Source organism: Kolteria novifilia, assembly GCA_007748055.1.
Lineage (GTDB): Bacteria > Planctomycetota > Planctomycetia > Kolteriales > Kolteriaceae > Kolteria > Kolteria novifilia.
The window spans coordinates 7,293,945-7,308,073 of the sequence record CP036279.1 but is presented as its reverse complement, the minus strand read 5'-3'; the positions used below and the strand labels follow the sequence as shown (position 1 = coordinate 7,308,073).

Sequence of the window (14,129 nt, the reverse complement as noted above, 5' to 3'; positions counted from 1 at the left end):
ACCGGAAGACACGTCGACCGTTGTCGAACGCTTTCAGCGTTCCGAACAACATCGTTCGCTAACCCAGCGTGCGCTGCGCGACGCTGGGCTTTGCTGTCCGATGCCTTCAGCATCGCCGGAAGGACGGAATCCGGACTCTGACTGCTGACTCGGTGCTACTCGCCCAAGATCGCGAGCGCCTTCGAACGCCTTTCGTGGTGCGGATCCTTGCGCGTGGGGATGGCGGAGAGCGCCTTGCGGTAGCCGGGGGGAAGGTCGTGCTCGTGGGCGCCGGCGAGGACGAAATCGCGATACCAGCCGAAGGGGATCAGCTCGTCGTCGATGACGTCGGGTTCGGCGAAGTAGCAGGTGGCACGCTCCTCGACTCCCGACGCGTGGTGCTCGATGACGACATGGCGGCGCTCGTAGCCGCGTTCGATCTCGTCGAGATCGTGGATCGTCTCGGGGTCGCCGATCAGGTAGAGGACGCCGTGGACGTGGTCGTCGGGATGGGCCGAGGGAACGACGTTGCACTTTCCCGACCCGTCGCGGCCACGTTTGTGAAACGTGAGCCGGTGCCGTCGCAGGATGGCGGTTCCGATGACGATAACCGAGTCGAGTCGCTTGCGGAGACGGCGCGAGAACATGTTCGAGCCGTAGGCGAAATACTTCATGTCTTCATGATAGCGATGAGGTCGTGCGGGTGAAACCGGACCGGCGACGCCTCGCACTGGCTGGCAAGCGGCCAGCGGCACCCGGCCCTGAATGAGAAGGCGGATCGTTGAAGAATAGCCCCCTCACCCCTAACCCCTCTCCCACGGGGAGAGGGGAACAAGAGGCTCGCTCTCCCACGGGGAGAGGGGAACAAGAGGCTCGCTCTCCCACGGGGAGAGGGGAACAAGAGGCTTGCTCTCCCACGGGGAGAGGGGAACAAGAGGCTTGCTCTCCCACGGGGAGAGGGGGACAAGAGGCTTGCTCTCCCACGGGGAGAGGGGAACAAGAGGCTCGCTCTCACGACGTGTCAGGCACTCTTGGTGAGGGAGCTCAAGTAGTCGGCGCCGAAGAGACTGAAGGCGAGGCCGGCGAGGACGATCGACGTGACGACGACATAGGTCCAGTCGCGCTCGATCAGGAAGAGCACGAGCGAGAAGAGGACGCGGGCGACTGGGGTCGCGAGCAGGATGAGGATGCCGAATTGCATGATGATGAGGCTGTCGCCGGTGCGGAGGCCCTCGACGACGCCGCTGACGCTTCGCAGGGTGCCGGGCTCGACGCGGAACTTGCTGTAGTCGACGGTGGTGTCGCCGTGTTGGGAGAAGTAGAAGCACCCGCCGACGATGAGGACGATGGCCGAGGCGACAACGCCGATGCGTAGGAGGGCGCCCATGAGTCTTTGGGCGCGAACGGTCCGTTCGCTGTCGGTGGTGATGACCGGTTCAGACACTGTCAAAACCTCCGCTGAAGCCGTGGTAGAGCATTTGGACGCCGAGTAGGACGATGACGACCGCGAAGATGTAGCGCAGCGCCTTGGGTTTGGCGCCTTTGAGGACGCGGGCGCCGAGGGTCGCGCCGACGAGGATGCCGAGGATGACCGGCATCGCGATGATCGGGTCGATGTAGCCGCGATGCAGGTAGATCCCGGCGCTGGCGGCGGCGGTGACGCCGGTCATGAAGTTGCTGGTGGTGGTGGAGACCTTGAAGGGGAGCTTCATCGCGTGGTCCATCGCGAGGACCTTGAGGGCTCCCGAGCCGATGCCGAGCAGTCCGGAGAGGGCTCCGGCGATCGCCATGACGATGAACCCTCCCGGCACGCCGGTGACGTGGTAGGACTTGGGGCCCTCGGGGGTCGGGTAGCTCGAGTGGAGCCGGAGGCGGTTCGCGAGGCGGCTCGGCTGGGGATCGGCTTGTTCATCCTTCTTGCGCACGGAGAGATAAGCCGAGAGAATCAGGACGATCCCCATCACGATCGAGAGGGTGGCGATCGGGAGGAAGACGGCGAGGAAGGCGCCGCCGATGGCCCCGGCGGTGGTGGCGACCTCGAGGAACATGCCGACGCGGATGTTGGAGTAGCCGTCGCGGACGTAGGTGGCGCCGGTCGCCGAGGAGGTTCCAATGACCGAGACGAGCGAGGCGCCGATCGCGTAGCGGATGTCGACCCCCATGAAGAGAGTGAGCATGGGGACGATGACGACGCCGCCGCCGAGGCCGGTGAGGGCTCCGAGAAAGCCGGCGCCGAAGGAGCCGATGGCGATCAATAGCGAGATCAGTCCGACCGACATCGGGCGGTAGTTCCTTGCTGAGGGAGAACCGGCAACGTTTCGCGGGCAGTATACGGCCCAGGGGCCGAAGGACGAGTCCTCGCTCGCCCGTCCTGGGGGCGCGGAGGGTGATTCCACGTCGTCGGGAGGAGGAAAGCTCTGACATCGGGGTGGCTGCTCGCTATTATCCCCGGAGTCGGTGAAAGACGATTCAAGAACGCCGGAACGAGGAGTTCAGATGATGCTCAACATGGGACGACGCCACGCGTTGATGGGTTTGGTGATGATGTCGTTGGTGGCTTGCGGAGGTCCGCCGGCCCCGGGGAAAGCGGCTAAGGATAAGGCCCCTCCGAAGAAGCACGCGAAGGGCGAGCACGGGCATCCGATGCCGAAGGTGACCGAGGCGGTTTGCTACCTCAAGCCGACCGAAGGAAGCAAGGTGAGCGGTGTTGTGCGCTTTACGCAGGAAGGGCACGACGTTAAGGTGATGGCGCATGTGGAAGGTTTGAAACCCGACTCGAAGCACGGTTTTCACATCCACGAGTTCGGGGATTGCTCGGCTCCCGACGGCACCAGCGCCGGGGGGCACTACAATCCCGAGGGGCATCCTCACGGCTTGCCTCCCAGTCCGATGCGTCACGCGGGCAGCTTCGGCAACCTCGTGGCCAACGCGAAGGGAGTCGCCGACTTCGAGATGGTCGATACCACCATCTCGATCGCCGGGATGAAGAACCCGATTCTCGGACGGAGCGTGATCGTGCATCGCGATGCCGATGACGGGGGCCAACCGACGGGCAACGCCGGTCCTCGCGTCGCGTGTGGTCTGATCGGGGCCGCGAAGTCCGTGGCCAAACCCAAGGAATGATTGGATAGGTCGTCGATGAGCATGGAGGAGGGACGTCGGCTCGAAGGGGAGATGGATCTCTCGCCGTGCGACCGCGAGCCGGTTCGCTACCTGGAGACGATCCAGCCCCAAGGCTATCTATTGGCACTCGAGCCAAAGACCTATCGCGTGGTCCGGGCGAGTGCCAACTGCGAGTCCCTTCTCCCTGGGCCGGCGACCAGTCTCTTCGGGCGCCCGATCGCCGAATGTGTCGGCGCGGGAACGTTCGCACATCTGACCGAACAACTCGCGGAGAGTTCGCCTGGGTTGGTCGTGCCCTTGCCGGTCGCTTGGTGCGTCGAGGGGCACGAAGAGCAGTTCGACGGCCACGCCCAGTCTGTCGAGGGAGCGATCCTTCTGGAACTGGAGAAGCTCGACGGCGGCCCGGAGCTCTCGGCGAACCAGATGCGGGATCTCGTCGGGCAAGGGGTCGCGCGTCTCGGAGCGACCAAGGGAATCGACGAACTTCTGCAAGCCGCGGTGGCCGAGATTCGCAAGCTCACCGGCTTCGATCGGGCAATGCTCTACCGTTTCGACGCCGATTGGAGCGGTACCGTCGTGGCGGAGGAGGCGGCCGAGTCGCTCGAGCCGTACTTGGACCTTCGTTTTCCGGCCAGCGACATCCCTCAGCCGGCGCGCGAGCTCTTCGCGTTGGGGCGGCCCCGCGTGATTGTCGATTCCCAAGCCGAACAGGTGCCGATCCTCGCCGACGCTTCGGCCGAATCGCACCAACCGCTCGATCTCGCGCATGTCCGGCTCCGGGGGCTCTCCCCGATCCACGCGGAATACCTGCGGAACATGGGCGTCGGGGCTTCGAGTTCCTTTCCCCTCGTCGTCGAGGGGGAACTGTGGGGGCTCCTGTCGTGCCATCATGGGACGCCGCGCCGGCTCTCGATGAATCATCAGTTCGCGTGCGAGATGATCATCGAGAACTTGGTGTCAAAGCTGACGGCGCGGCACGCCTTCGCGATGTTGGAGATGCAGCGGCAAAGCGCGTCGACCGCTCAGCAGATCCTCGCGAGCATCGCGGAAGCGAAGAGTCTTTCCGAAGGGCTGACGTTGGCGCGCCCGGCGCTGTTTAAGCTGGTCGAGGCCGATGGGGTGGCGTACTACTCGCACGATGGCTTCCAAACCATGGGACGCACGCCGCCGCGCGAGATTCTCACGCTGTTGGTGCAGTGGCTTCGGGTGACGTCGAAACCACTCGTCTTCGAGTCGCGTTGTCTTTCCGAGCTACTAGGTGTCCATCCCAATGATGTCCGCGATGCGTGTGGGGTGCTCGCGGTCGCGTTGGGGTCGAGTTTCGACAACTGCCTGTTGTGGTTTCGTCCGGAGGTGGTTGAAACCGTTCGCTGGGGAGGAGATCCGAGCGAGAAGTTGGTGAGCGAGGCTGGCCGATTGCATCCGCGGGAGTCCTTCGCCGAATGGACCGAGACGGTACGAGGGCACAGCGCGGCGTGGAGTAAGGTGCATCTCGACGCGGCGTCGGAGTTTCGTGGGAATGTCGTCGATATCGTCGCGAGTCAGACCGCCGAGATGGCGCGTCTCTTCGGCGAGCTGAAAGACATCAACTACATGATTTCCCACGACCTGAAGGCCCCGCTTCGGGCGATCAGTTCATTGGCGACGTGGCTCCTGGAGGACCACGCCGACGCGCTCGAGGAGAGTGGGAAGGAACTGGTCGAACTGATCATCAAACGGGCGCTGCGCATGGCGGGGATGCTCGAGGGGATGCTCCGCTACGCTCGACTGGGGCGTTCGGCACCCAATATCGAGGCGGTCGACACGCGGGAAGTGGTCGACTTCGTTCTTGAGACGCTCGCGCTGGGGCCGGACATCCAGGTAAGTCTCCCGGGGCAATTACCGGAAGTTCCCTATGACAGAACCCAGCTTGAACAGGTATTCCAGAATCTCCTCGAAAACGCTGGAAAGCACCTTGGCAAGCCCGAGGGATCGGTAAGAATTAGGTGCATCGACCGTCAAGGCCATTGGGAATTCATCGTTGAAGACAATGGTGTCGGTATTGAAGAGCGACACTTGACTCGGATATTTCTTCCTCTTCAGACCATCAAGCCCCGCGACAGAGTCGAGTCGACGGGAATTGGACTGAGTCTCGTGGCCCGCATTGTCGACATGCACGGCGGGCGTGTCTGGGCGACCTCGGACGTCGGCCAGGGGAGTCAATTCCACTTCACCGTCAGCAAGGATCCCGCGAACCAGAGCGTGGACCTGACATAGGATCGTGGGATGAGCACACGGAGCATCACCGTGGACAGTCGCGTGCCGATTCTGCTTGTCGAAGACGATGACGTCGATGTGGCATCCGTCCGCCGAGCCTTTCGTAAGAACGACTTCAAGAACCCGATCTTCGTGGTTCACGACGGGAGCGAGGCGCTCGACTACTTGCGCAATGCCGGCGACTATGTCGATCCCTCCTCCTACCCCGCGCCCGGTCTGATTCTGCTCGATCTTCGCATGCCGGGGATGAACGGTCTCGAGTTCCTGCAAGCCGTCAAGAGGGATGAGGAACTGCGGATGTGTCCGGTTGTCGTCCTCTCGACCTCGCGCGAGGAAAGTGATGTCAGCGAGTCCTACCGACTCGGCGTTGCCGGCTACATCACCAAACCGGTCGACTTCGGCGAGTTCGTCGAAGCGATGGGGCGTGTCGTTTCCTATTGGAAGGTTTGCGAGCTACCGATCGCGTTCTAGCAGGTGAGTCGGCAAGCGTCGTCGCATGAGTCTCGATCCCGCGACGGTAGACGATTGTCGAATAAGGCGCGTTGTGATCATGCCCACGCAAGCGTGGGCATGGCGCCCGACATTCTAGGCTCCGTGTCATTCTCGCTCCCCCGCTCTTCTCTTGATGAAGCTCTCGACGTGCCGGGCCGCGGTTCGTTCGATGCCGAACGCGCGCGTGACCGCGTCGCGGTTCTCGGCGAGTCGCTCGCGATCGACGTGGGCGAGGCTCACGGTCATCGCTTCCGCGAGGCCTCGTGGATGATGCGTCGCCACCAGCGGGAGGGGAAGACTCGCGGCGAGCTCTCGGTTGCCGTCGATGTCGCTGGCGATCGCGGGCATTCCCAACGCGAGGGCTTCCAACAGCGATCCACTCAATCCCTCGTGATAGCTGGGAAGGACGAACAGGTTGCTCGCCCGCAAGTAGTCGGTAACGTCGTCGACCCTTCCGACGAACTCGACGCGTGACTCCAATCGCAGATCCTGGCTCTGCCGACGCAACCGGGTCTCTTCAGGCCCCTCGCCCACCAGCAGCAGTCGCGTCCGCCGATCGGACAGCAGCGCCATCGCTTCCATCAAGTCGGCCAGCCCCTTGGCTTCGTGCAAACGCCCGGTGTAGCAGATGGTCGGTGCGTCGGGGAGTCGCAGCTTCTTCCTCACGGCGGAGGTCTCCGCGGCGTTCCACGCGGCGGTGGGGATGGGGACGCCATTGGGAACGACGTCGATCCGATCGGGTTCGTAGCCGTGCGCGATCATTTCTCCCGCAATCGCGGCGCTGGGCGCGATGATCCCGTTGGCACGGCGACAGGTCCGCGTGATCCAGGAGCCGAAGCGGGCCGATCGCTGCCACGCGACATCGCCGCCGGCGCCGCCCCCCTCGGCTCGGAGAAAGACGGGGAGCCCCTTGGGAGCCGCGAGCAGGGTGGCGAAGGCGAGGTGTTTAAGCATCGAGACCAAGACGACGTCGAACTCGGGGGCGTGGCGCCGAAGCCAACCGGCGAGCGATGCCACCCGCCAACCCGTTCCGAGAAAGCGGCGGTCGCGGTGGGCGAGGTAGACGACGCGGCGCCCGCGTGGGGAAGCCTCGGGCGGGAGTCGTTCTCGCCAGGGAAAGGTCAGCAAGGTGACGTCGTGGCCGGCGCGGGCCCACTCGCGGGTGAGCCGATCGAGAAGGACCTCGGCCCCGCCAAGTTCGGGGAGAAAGTGTTCGGTAACGGTGAGGATCTTCAAGCGGGCCTCGTCGCCGAGGGAAAAGGAGTCGTGCCCAACGGTCGTCGCCGACTGTATCATGGAATACGAGGAGGGGCCACGTCGTCGAAAGGGCTCCGTTGCGGACAAGGGAGGCGGGGATGGTCGAGCACATCGTTCTCTTCGAGATCAAGGAAGACGCATCGAACGAGAGCGTCATGTCGATGCTGGAGGGCCTGCGGCGGCTGAAGGGGGAGATCCCCGAGATCGTCGAACTGGCGGTCGGCCGCAATTTCAGCGATCGGGGCAAGAGCTTCGAGTATGGGCTGCTCGTTCGCTTTGAATCGCCTGAGGCTCTGGAGGCCTACCGAAAGCACCCCGCTCACCAAGACGTACTGGACCGCCTGATCAAGCCCGTCGTCTCGGATGTCCTCGCCGTCGATTTCGAGTGGTAGTGGCCTGTCTTTCGTCCGCGGCAGTTTGTCAGCGGATGGTAAGTTCGCGGATCGTCCAGGCTTCGCGCGTCGGTTCGAGCAGGGTGATGCGGACGAAGCGACACTCCTCGACATGGTCGAAGTGGGCCTGGGAGGCGGTCGACTCACCTTCCCCGACATGGACGAGCCGGTAGGGGAAGTTGTGGTCGCCGGCGATATCGATGCGGTAACGGCCGGGCGCTCCCTTGGGGCCGTGTAGCTGCACCACTTCCCGCACCCTTCGCATTTCCCCCAGATCGATGAGAAGAAACTGAATCTTGGCCTCGGACCTTGGGGCGATGGCGGCGGTGACGTTCTGGCCATCGAAGGCGTTGCTCGGCTCATCGAGCGAGCTGTACGCGAGCCAGTCCCGTGAAAGCTCCTGCTTGTCGACGGAATCAGATTCCGAGAACTTCGCCGAGACGTAACGCAGCGGCCCGCTGGGGTCGCCTTTCTCCGTCGCGTGATCGCGCGGCTGCTTGGCGGCGATGGCCGTGGAGGATGATCGTTTGGGATTCACGGCGACCGACAAGAGGTCGGGCGCGTGCGTCCGCGCCAGGTCGGCGCATCCGGCAACCACCACGATCCAGATTGGGATCGACCATTTCATGGCCGCGCGTACTCCTGGAGAAGATGAGGGTCGCTTCCATACGCGGCGAACCCGATTTCGTCAATGGGGACCGTCGGGCCAGCGTGCGGGGGATGCTTCTTCCATTTCGAAACCCGCACGATGGTCGAGCGTGAGCCTCTTGATCCCCTCTCCCTATGGGAGAGTGAGTTACTTGTTCCCCACTCCCTGTTCTTGTTCCCCTCTCCCCGTGGGAGAGGGGCTAGGGGTGAGGGGGCTTTCCTCGCGCATCATCGCCATTTCGCCAAATCGAGAACTCCCTCACCCGGCTCACTGCGTTCGCCGACCTCTCCCCAAGGAGAGGTGAGGAGAGCTCCACCTCGCGCGTTCCCTCTTCTCCCTATGGGAGAGTGAGTTACTTGTTCCCCACTCCCTGTTCTTGTTCCCCTCTCCCCGTGGGAGAGGGGCTAGGGGTGAGGGGGCTTTCCTCGCGCATCATCGCCATTTCGCCAAATCGAGAACTCCCTCACCCGGCTCACTGCGTTCGCCGACCTCTCCCCAAGGAGAGGTGAGGAGAGCTCCACCTCGCGCGTTCCCTCTTCTCCCTATGGGAGAGTGAGTTACTTGTTCCCCACTCCCTGTTCTTGTTCCCCTCTCCCTGTGGGAGAGGGGCTAGGGGTGAGGGGGCTTTCCTCGCGCATCATCGCCATTTCGCCAAATCGAGAACTCCCTCACCCGGCTCACTGCGTTCGCCGACCTCTCCCCAAGGAGAGGTGAGGAGAGCTCCACCTCGCGCGTTCCCTCTTCTCCCTATGGGAGAGTGAGTTACTTGTTCCCCACTCCCTGTTCTTGTTCCCCTCTCCCCGTGGGAGAGGGGCTAGGGGTGAGGGGGCTTTCCTCGCGCATCATCGCCATTTCGCCAAATCGAGAACTCCCTCACCCGGCTCACTGCGTTCGCCGACCTCTCCCCAAGGAGAGGTGAGGAGAGCTCCACCTCGCGCGTTCCCTCTTCTCCCTATGGGAGCGTGAGTTACTTGTTCCCCTCTCCCTGTTCTTGTTCCCCCCTCCCTGTGGGAGAGCGACTAGGGGTGAGGGGGCTTTCCTCGCGCATCAGCCTACTTCCGCCAACTCAACAAGGACAACTCTCTGCGAATCCCCGGCCGCACACCACGTGATTCAGACTCGATCGGTTCTCTCTTGACAGGCCTTGGGCCCAAGCTATAGTCCGCCGCACTTGTAACTGCATCGCGGAAACATTCACGACGGAACCGTCCCAGGGGGGACGTGTCGAGTGGTTGAGGGTTCGGAGCGGCTCTCGTCAGAGAGTGGCCTCCCTCCCGAGGTGACCAGTCCGCCCGTCGAGGATTCTTGAACCGCGAGTGACGACACCCTGGCCACCCTCTTGGCGTTCCTTCTCGGGAGGAATGCCCGACGGTCGGCACGGAGACGGGTTTTGGTGATCCGCGAGTCTGTCAACAGGCGTTGTCTCGCCGTGCTAGCCACGGTCCTTGGGCTGCTTCTAGGCGGTGGTCCGTGGGCGTCGCGTGCGATGGCGCAGCGCTTCGCCCTGCTTCGTCTAGACATCACCCTTGTCGGCGACAAGCTCACCACGTGGAACGAGGGCCGCATCCGCTACTTCCTGATGGAGGGGAACTGTCACCTCGAACAGGGAATCACGCGGATCAAATGCGATCGCTACATCGCGTGGCTCGACGAGGGCGCCGATCCGAAGCAGCCGACGACCATCGAGGCGCTCGCGGTGGGCAACGGCGTCGAAGAGGGACGCCAAGGCAGTCAACGCTTCGACAAGAAGACGTTCGAGCTGCGAACCAAAGCCAGGCTCCGAATTCAGTCGACCACAAGGAGCGAGGTCGCGGCGACCAGCGATCCGCTCTACCTCGAGGCGCGCCAGGAGTTCGCCTCGACCAACCCGCCCGAGGAGAAGCCGACCTTCGCGACCGAGCCGTCGCTGTTCGACCTGAAGCCGGCCGGGGAGATTCCCGACGACTCGAAGGTCAGTGTCCGGACCTCGGCGCTCGCGAAACCGACCTCGGTCAGTTTGTCGCCCGTGAAGCCGGCGACGGCGATCGGCGTCGACAACGGCGCCGGTGCGATCCATCAGACCCAAGCCCAAGAGCCCTTCAATCCCAACGACTTGATCGATGCGCCGCGACCGCGGTCGTCGATGGAACAGCGCAATCCCGTCGAGACGGGGGGCATCAACAACGAGATGCGGCCCCCGCTTCCCGGTGGCGGCTTGATGCCTCAAATCGGCCTCGGCGCCGGGACACGCCGCATCCGGGCGTTTCCCCGGAGCAGTCAGCCCTTTCACTCCGATAGCTTTCGCGATGCCAACGGCCAGCAGACGATCGTCTTCACTGGCGGCATCAACCTGATCATCGACGAACTCGACACCGGTAAGATCATCGACGTCGTCGCCGATCGCGCGGTCGTCTGGACGCAGGGCGACCTCGCCGGTCAAGTCTCGGGAACCGGGGCCCAGGCCGATCGTCGTCAGCCGATGGAGGTCTATCTCGAAGGCAACGTCTACGTTCGGCAGGGGTCGCTCGAGGGACAGACCAAGTCGACGACGACCGTGCTGCAGGGCAAGCAGGTCTACCTCAACGTGAACACCAACCAGTCGCTGCTTCTCGAGGGCGACATCGAGTCGTTCGACGAACTCTACCAGATTCCCGTCTTCATGAAGTCGAGCAAGATCTTTCAACTGACCGAGGACAAGTTCTACGCTGAGGAGGCGTCCTTCACGACCAGCCCCTACCGCGGAACGCCGGGCTATGCCATCACCTCCAGCGGGTTGGTCTTCGAGCAGATCAAGGAACGGATCAAGAACCCCTTCACGCGCGCCGAGGTCCTCGACCCCGACACGGGCCAGCCGCTGACCCGGACGCGCAACTTCGCCACCGGCTACAACAACTTCATCCGCGTCGGCAACATCCCGATCTTCTACGTTCCCTACATCCGGGCCGATGTCGAGGACCCGCTCGGGCCGATCGAGAACATCCAGTGGGGTCAGACCAGAAACCTCGGCTGGTACGGGACGCTCAACCTCGACGCCTGGCAGCTCTTCGGACTCGACTACCTGCCGATCACCGACCAGACCGACTGGATCCTCGATGTCGGCTACTACGGGGAGCGTGGGGTCGCCGGTGGTACGCGATTCAATTACTTCGGCGACGAGCTCTTCAACTTTGACGGCAACTACTACGGCAACATCTTGACGTGGTGGATCAACGACCACGGCGAGGACTATCTCGGTCCTGGCCAGAACGGGATCGCGCCGCCGTTTGAGAACCGCGGTCGTTTTCGGTGGCAGCAGCGTTTCGACTTTAAGAATCGATTCACGCTCATCACCGAGGCGTCGTATCTTTCCGACGCGAACTTCCTGAACTCCTTCTACCAGGCCGAATACGACACGGGCAAGAATCAGGACACGCTCGTCTACATGAAGCACCAATTCAGCGATTCCTCGGCGTGGACCGCTCTGGTGCGACCTCGGATCAACGACTTTCTGCCGCAGAACGCCTGGTTGCCGGGCGTCGATCTCTACAACCTGGGCATTCCGCTCCTCGGCGATCGCTTGACCTACTTCGGTCACTCGTCGATCGCGTATGCCGAGCTTCTGCCGCCGACGGTCAACGCGCTGCCCACCGATGTCACGGTTCGTACCGGACGGCTCGACACCCGTCACGAGATCGACATGCCGTTGACGTTTCATCCGCTGCAGATCACGCCCTACGTGGTCGGCGAGTTCACCGGCTATACCGAAACGATCAACAGCAATGGTTTGGGGCGAGCCTATGGGGCGACGGGGGTTCGCGCGAGCGTTCCCTTCTGGCGGGTCTATCCGGGGGCCCAGAGTCACCTGCTCAACATCGATGGCCTGGCTCATAAGGTCTCGTTCGAGGTCGACTACTTCCTGGCCGGGTCGAATCGCGACTCCCAAGAGCTACCGCAGCTCAACCAGGTCTTCGACAACACGTCGCAACTGGTCTACAACCAGAACGTCCTGCGCGAGTTCGGGGGCTTTCCGTCGCTCGACTTCGATCCGAACTATTACGCGCTGCAGCACAACGTCCTTGGTTTTCCCGATCTGCTCGACGACATGCAGAACGTCAAGGTCTCGCTCAATCAGACGTTGCAGACCAAGCGGGGGCCGATCGGCAAGCAGCGCATTTCCGAGTGGATGGTCGCGAACGTCTCGACGACGATGTTTCCCGCCGCCAATCGCGACAACTTCGGCGAACTGGTCGGTTTCGTCGATGCCGACTATCGCTGGAACCTCGGCGACCGGACGGCGTTCGGGTCGTCGTTCGAGTATCGTCCGCACAACGACACGTTCATCGGGTCCGGGTCGATCACCTGGATGCGGCCGCCGCGAAGCCTGTTGAGTCTCTTCTTCAGTCACTTCGATTCGGGACCGTTCGTCTCGGACTACATCGGTGCCGCGACCTCGTATCGGTTTAGCCGCAAGTACGCCGGCTCGTTCGTCACGGGCTACGACTTTCAGTCGAGCGAGAACGTCAACTTCAACGTGGGGATCACGCGGATCGGGCTCGATTTCGTGACGAGTGTCTCGATTGTGCTGAACTCGGCTCGCGACGACATCGGCTTTCAGGTCGAGATCCTTCCCCGCGTTCAAGCCCGTACGCGTGTCGGCCAAGTCGGACCGCAGACCCTTCCCTACGGCCTGAACCCGACCGAGAACGTCGCTCCCCTCGCCGAAGACCGTTTGCGGATCCTCAACACGACAGCGACCAACTGACCTCCCTCAACGAGGGCGTTCATCTGAGACTTACTGCCGATGTGAGATCGCTCGCCCTTGGCGGGCCACAGGCCCACCCGTCGGAACCTTCCATGTCCAACGGTCAACCGGGTGCCACTGGCTGCCGGCCAGCCAGTGTCGAGGGTGGTGTCGACAGGCGACTACGAGGACTCGTTCGACGATTCGTCCGAAGAGGAAGGCTTGTCGATCTCGGAGCGGAGCTTGTCGCGAAGGTGGCCTTTGATGAGCTTGAACTCTTCGTCGGAGAGTCCCCCTTGCTCCTTCATGTCGCGAAAGCCGGTCATCATGTCGCTCGCGGAGACGCCGTCATCGTCGAGGCCGTGATACCAACGCCGGATGAGGAGGATGACGACGACCAGTACGAGGATCACCCCCGCGGCGATGAGAAAGGTCAGGATTGCTGGCCAGAGTTCATCCAGGGTGACCGCTTGCGCGAACATGCTCGATCGCTCCGGTGACTAGGACGGGTCGTCCGTGGGACTCTCTTCATCCGACTTGCCCTGCTCGTCGAGGCTGCTGGTCGCCGCCTCGTTCTGCTCGTCAGGACTTTTTGTTGCTGTCTCGCTCTGCTCGTCAGCGAGCCCCCCGATCAGTTCGATCACTTCGGGATGATCCCACCAAGGGACCGAGCCGATCTGTCGCGAGCGAAGCATCAGCCCCTTCCCAAGAATATACGTTGCCGGGATGCCTGAACTGGTCAGCAGTGGTGGCGGCAAATCGAGCGGAGCGTACACCGGCAGAGTGTATTCGTTCTCGGCGATGAAGTAGGTCGCTTGCGACGGATCCTGGTCCTGGGTGACGAAGAGGAAGATGACGCGGTCGTCGTCCCGGAAGTGATTGTAGAGTCGCTGCAAAGCGGGCATCTCCGCCACGCAGGGGCCACACCACGTCGCCCACATGTTGATGAAGACGACCTTGTCGCTGAGCGAGTCCAAGTCGACGATCGACTCGTCCTCGAGAGAGTGCAGTCGCCAATTCTCCCGGAGAGGAATCCCCTCCCCCGTCGCGGGTAATCGGCCACCGCCGCCAGTGACATTGATGATCAGAAAGAGCGCGCACGCCGCGACGATCAGTAGGCTCGGCCAAGGGTTTCGCGCTCGGCCCTCGCCTGGAGACATCCAGAGATAGACCGCGGCGATGCCGGCGACCACGACGATCAGCACCGTGGTCGTCAGAGGTACCAGCGCGGCGAACAGGGGGAGATTCAACATGACGAGAACAATTCCTCTCGGTGAATCGG

Annotated in this window: 12 protein-coding genes; 5 read left to right on the top strand and 7 right to left on the bottom strand. The window is 62.8% G+C overall.

Going from position 1 to position 14,129, the window contains the following annotated elements:
* Positions 1-155 precede the first annotated feature (155 nt).
* The 3 genes from Pan216_RS26785 to Pan216_RS26775 all read right to left on the bottom strand — a co-directional run bounded on the left by Pan216_RS26785 (position 156) and on the right by Pan216_RS26775 (position 2,258).
* Positions 156-653, bottom strand: coding sequence for a gamma-glutamylcyclotransferase family protein (locus Pan216_RS26785; RefSeq protein WP_145263095.1), 498 nt, complete (start codon positions 651-653; stop codon positions 156-158).
* 347 nt (positions 654-1,000) lie between these two features.
* The gene (locus tag Pan216_RS26780; protein ID WP_419193043.1) at positions 1,001-1,423 is read right to left on the bottom strand and encodes a DUF1634 domain-containing protein; all 423 of its coding nucleotides are present in this window, start codon (positions 1,421-1,423) and stop codon (positions 1,001-1,003) included.
* Positions 1,416-2,258, bottom strand: coding sequence for a sulfite exporter TauE/SafE family protein (locus Pan216_RS26775; protein ID WP_145263093.1), 843 nt, complete (start codon positions 2,256-2,258; stop codon positions 1,416-1,418). Before Pan216_RS26775 ends, Pan216_RS26780 begins: the two co-directional genes overlap by 8 nt.
* A gap of 217 nt (positions 2,259-2,475) precedes the next feature.
* Between Pan216_RS26775 and Pan216_RS26770 the strand changes: the two genes are divergently transcribed.
* Genes Pan216_RS26770 through Pan216_RS26760 form a run of 3 tightly spaced genes read left to right on the top strand, consistent with a single transcriptional unit; the run spans position 2,476 to position 5,829 of the window.
* Positions 2,476-3,102, top strand: coding sequence for a superoxide dismutase family protein (locus tag Pan216_RS26770; RefSeq protein WP_145263091.1), 627 nt, complete (start codon positions 2,476-2,478; stop codon positions 3,100-3,102).
* A gap of 15 nt (positions 3,103-3,117) precedes the next feature.
* The gene (locus Pan216_RS26765; RefSeq protein ID WP_145263089.1) at positions 3,118-5,358 is read left to right on the top strand and encodes an ATP-binding protein; all 2,241 of its coding nucleotides are present in this window, start codon (positions 3,118-3,120) and stop codon (positions 5,356-5,358) included.
* A gap of 9 nt (positions 5,359-5,367) precedes the next feature.
* Positions 5,368-5,829 carry a response regulator gene (locus Pan216_RS26760; protein ID WP_145263087.1) on the top strand — a complete coding sequence of 154 codons (462 nt, stop codon included), beginning with the start codon at positions 5,368-5,370 and terminating at the stop codon, positions 5,827-5,829.
* Between the two features lie 126 nt (positions 5,830-5,955).
* Here Pan216_RS26760 and Pan216_RS26755 read toward each other — a convergent pair whose 3' ends face one another.
* On the bottom strand, positions 5,956-7,086 hold the full coding sequence (locus Pan216_RS26755; protein ID WP_419193042.1) for a glycosyltransferase: 1,131 nt from the start codon (positions 7,084-7,086) through the stop codon (positions 5,956-5,958).
* A gap of 119 nt (positions 7,087-7,205) precedes the next feature.
* On the opposite strand from Pan216_RS26755, the gene Pan216_RS26750 reads away from it, so the two are divergent.
* Complete coding sequence (locus tag Pan216_RS26750; RefSeq protein ID WP_145263082.1) at positions 7,206-7,499, top strand: Dabb family protein; 294 nt, start codon at positions 7,206-7,208, stop codon at positions 7,497-7,499.
* Between the two features lie 28 nt (positions 7,500-7,527).
* Here Pan216_RS26750 and Pan216_RS26745 read toward each other — a convergent pair whose 3' ends face one another.
* Positions 7,528-8,127, bottom strand: a complete 600-nt coding sequence (locus Pan216_RS26745; protein ID WP_145263080.1) for a discoidin domain-containing protein — start codon at positions 8,125-8,127, stop codon at positions 7,528-7,530.
* Between the two features lie 1,414 nt (positions 8,128-9,541).
* Between Pan216_RS26745 and Pan216_RS26740 the strand changes: the two genes are divergently transcribed.
* Positions 9,542-12,868 (top strand): LPS-assembly protein LptD, encoded by a 3,327-nt coding sequence (locus Pan216_RS26740; RefSeq protein ID WP_145263078.1) that lies wholly within the window; start codon positions 9,542-9,544, stop codon positions 12,866-12,868.
* Between the two features lie 161 nt (positions 12,869-13,029).
* On the opposite strand, the gene Pan216_RS26735 is transcribed toward Pan216_RS26740, so the two are convergent.
* Positions 13,030-13,329: a hypothetical protein gene (locus Pan216_RS26735; RefSeq protein WP_145263076.1), complete on the bottom strand. Its 300-nt coding sequence runs from the start codon at positions 13,327-13,329 to the stop codon at positions 13,030-13,032.
* A gap of 18 nt (positions 13,330-13,347) precedes the next feature.
* A complete protein-coding gene (locus Pan216_RS26730) occupies positions 13,348-14,100 on the bottom strand; it encodes a TlpA disulfide reductase family protein (protein ID WP_145263075.1) in 753 nt (250 codons plus the stop codon).
* Positions 14,101-14,129 lie beyond the last annotated feature (29 nt).

Excerpts from the sequence above, each read along its gene's own strand:
- Pan216_RS26785 (WP_145263095.1), bottom strand. The coding sequence starts at position 653 with ATGAAGTATTTCGCCTACGGCTCGAACATGTTCTCGCGCCGTCTCCGC.
- Pan216_RS26775 (WP_145263093.1), bottom strand. The coding sequence starts at position 2,258 with ATGTCGGTCGGACTGATCTCGCTATTGATCGCCATCGGCTCCTTCGGC.
- Pan216_RS26770 (WP_145263091.1), top strand. The coding sequence starts at position 2,476 with ATGATGCTCAACATGGGACGACGCCACGCGTTGATGGGTTTGGTGATG.
- Pan216_RS26765 (WP_145263089.1), top strand. The coding sequence starts at position 3,118 with ATGAGCATGGAGGAGGGACGTCGGCTCGAAGGGGAGATGGATCTCTCG.
- Pan216_RS26760 (WP_145263087.1), top strand. The coding sequence starts at position 5,368 with ATGAGCACACGGAGCATCACCGTGGACAGTCGCGTGCCGATTCTGCTT.
- Pan216_RS26750 (WP_145263082.1), top strand. The coding sequence starts at position 7,206 with ATGGTCGAGCACATCGTTCTCTTCGAGATCAAGGAAGACGCATCGAAC.
- Pan216_RS26745 (WP_145263080.1), bottom strand. The coding sequence starts at position 8,127 with ATGAAATGGTCGATCCCAATCTGGATCGTGGTGGTTGCCGGATGCGCC.
- Pan216_RS26735 (WP_145263076.1), bottom strand. The coding sequence starts at position 13,329 with ATGTTCGCGCAAGCGGTCACCCTGGATGAACTCTGGCCAGCAATCCTG.
- Pan216_RS26730 (WP_145263075.1), bottom strand. The coding sequence starts at position 14,100 with ATGTTGAATCTCCCCCTGTTCGCCGCGCTGGTACCTCTGACGACCACG.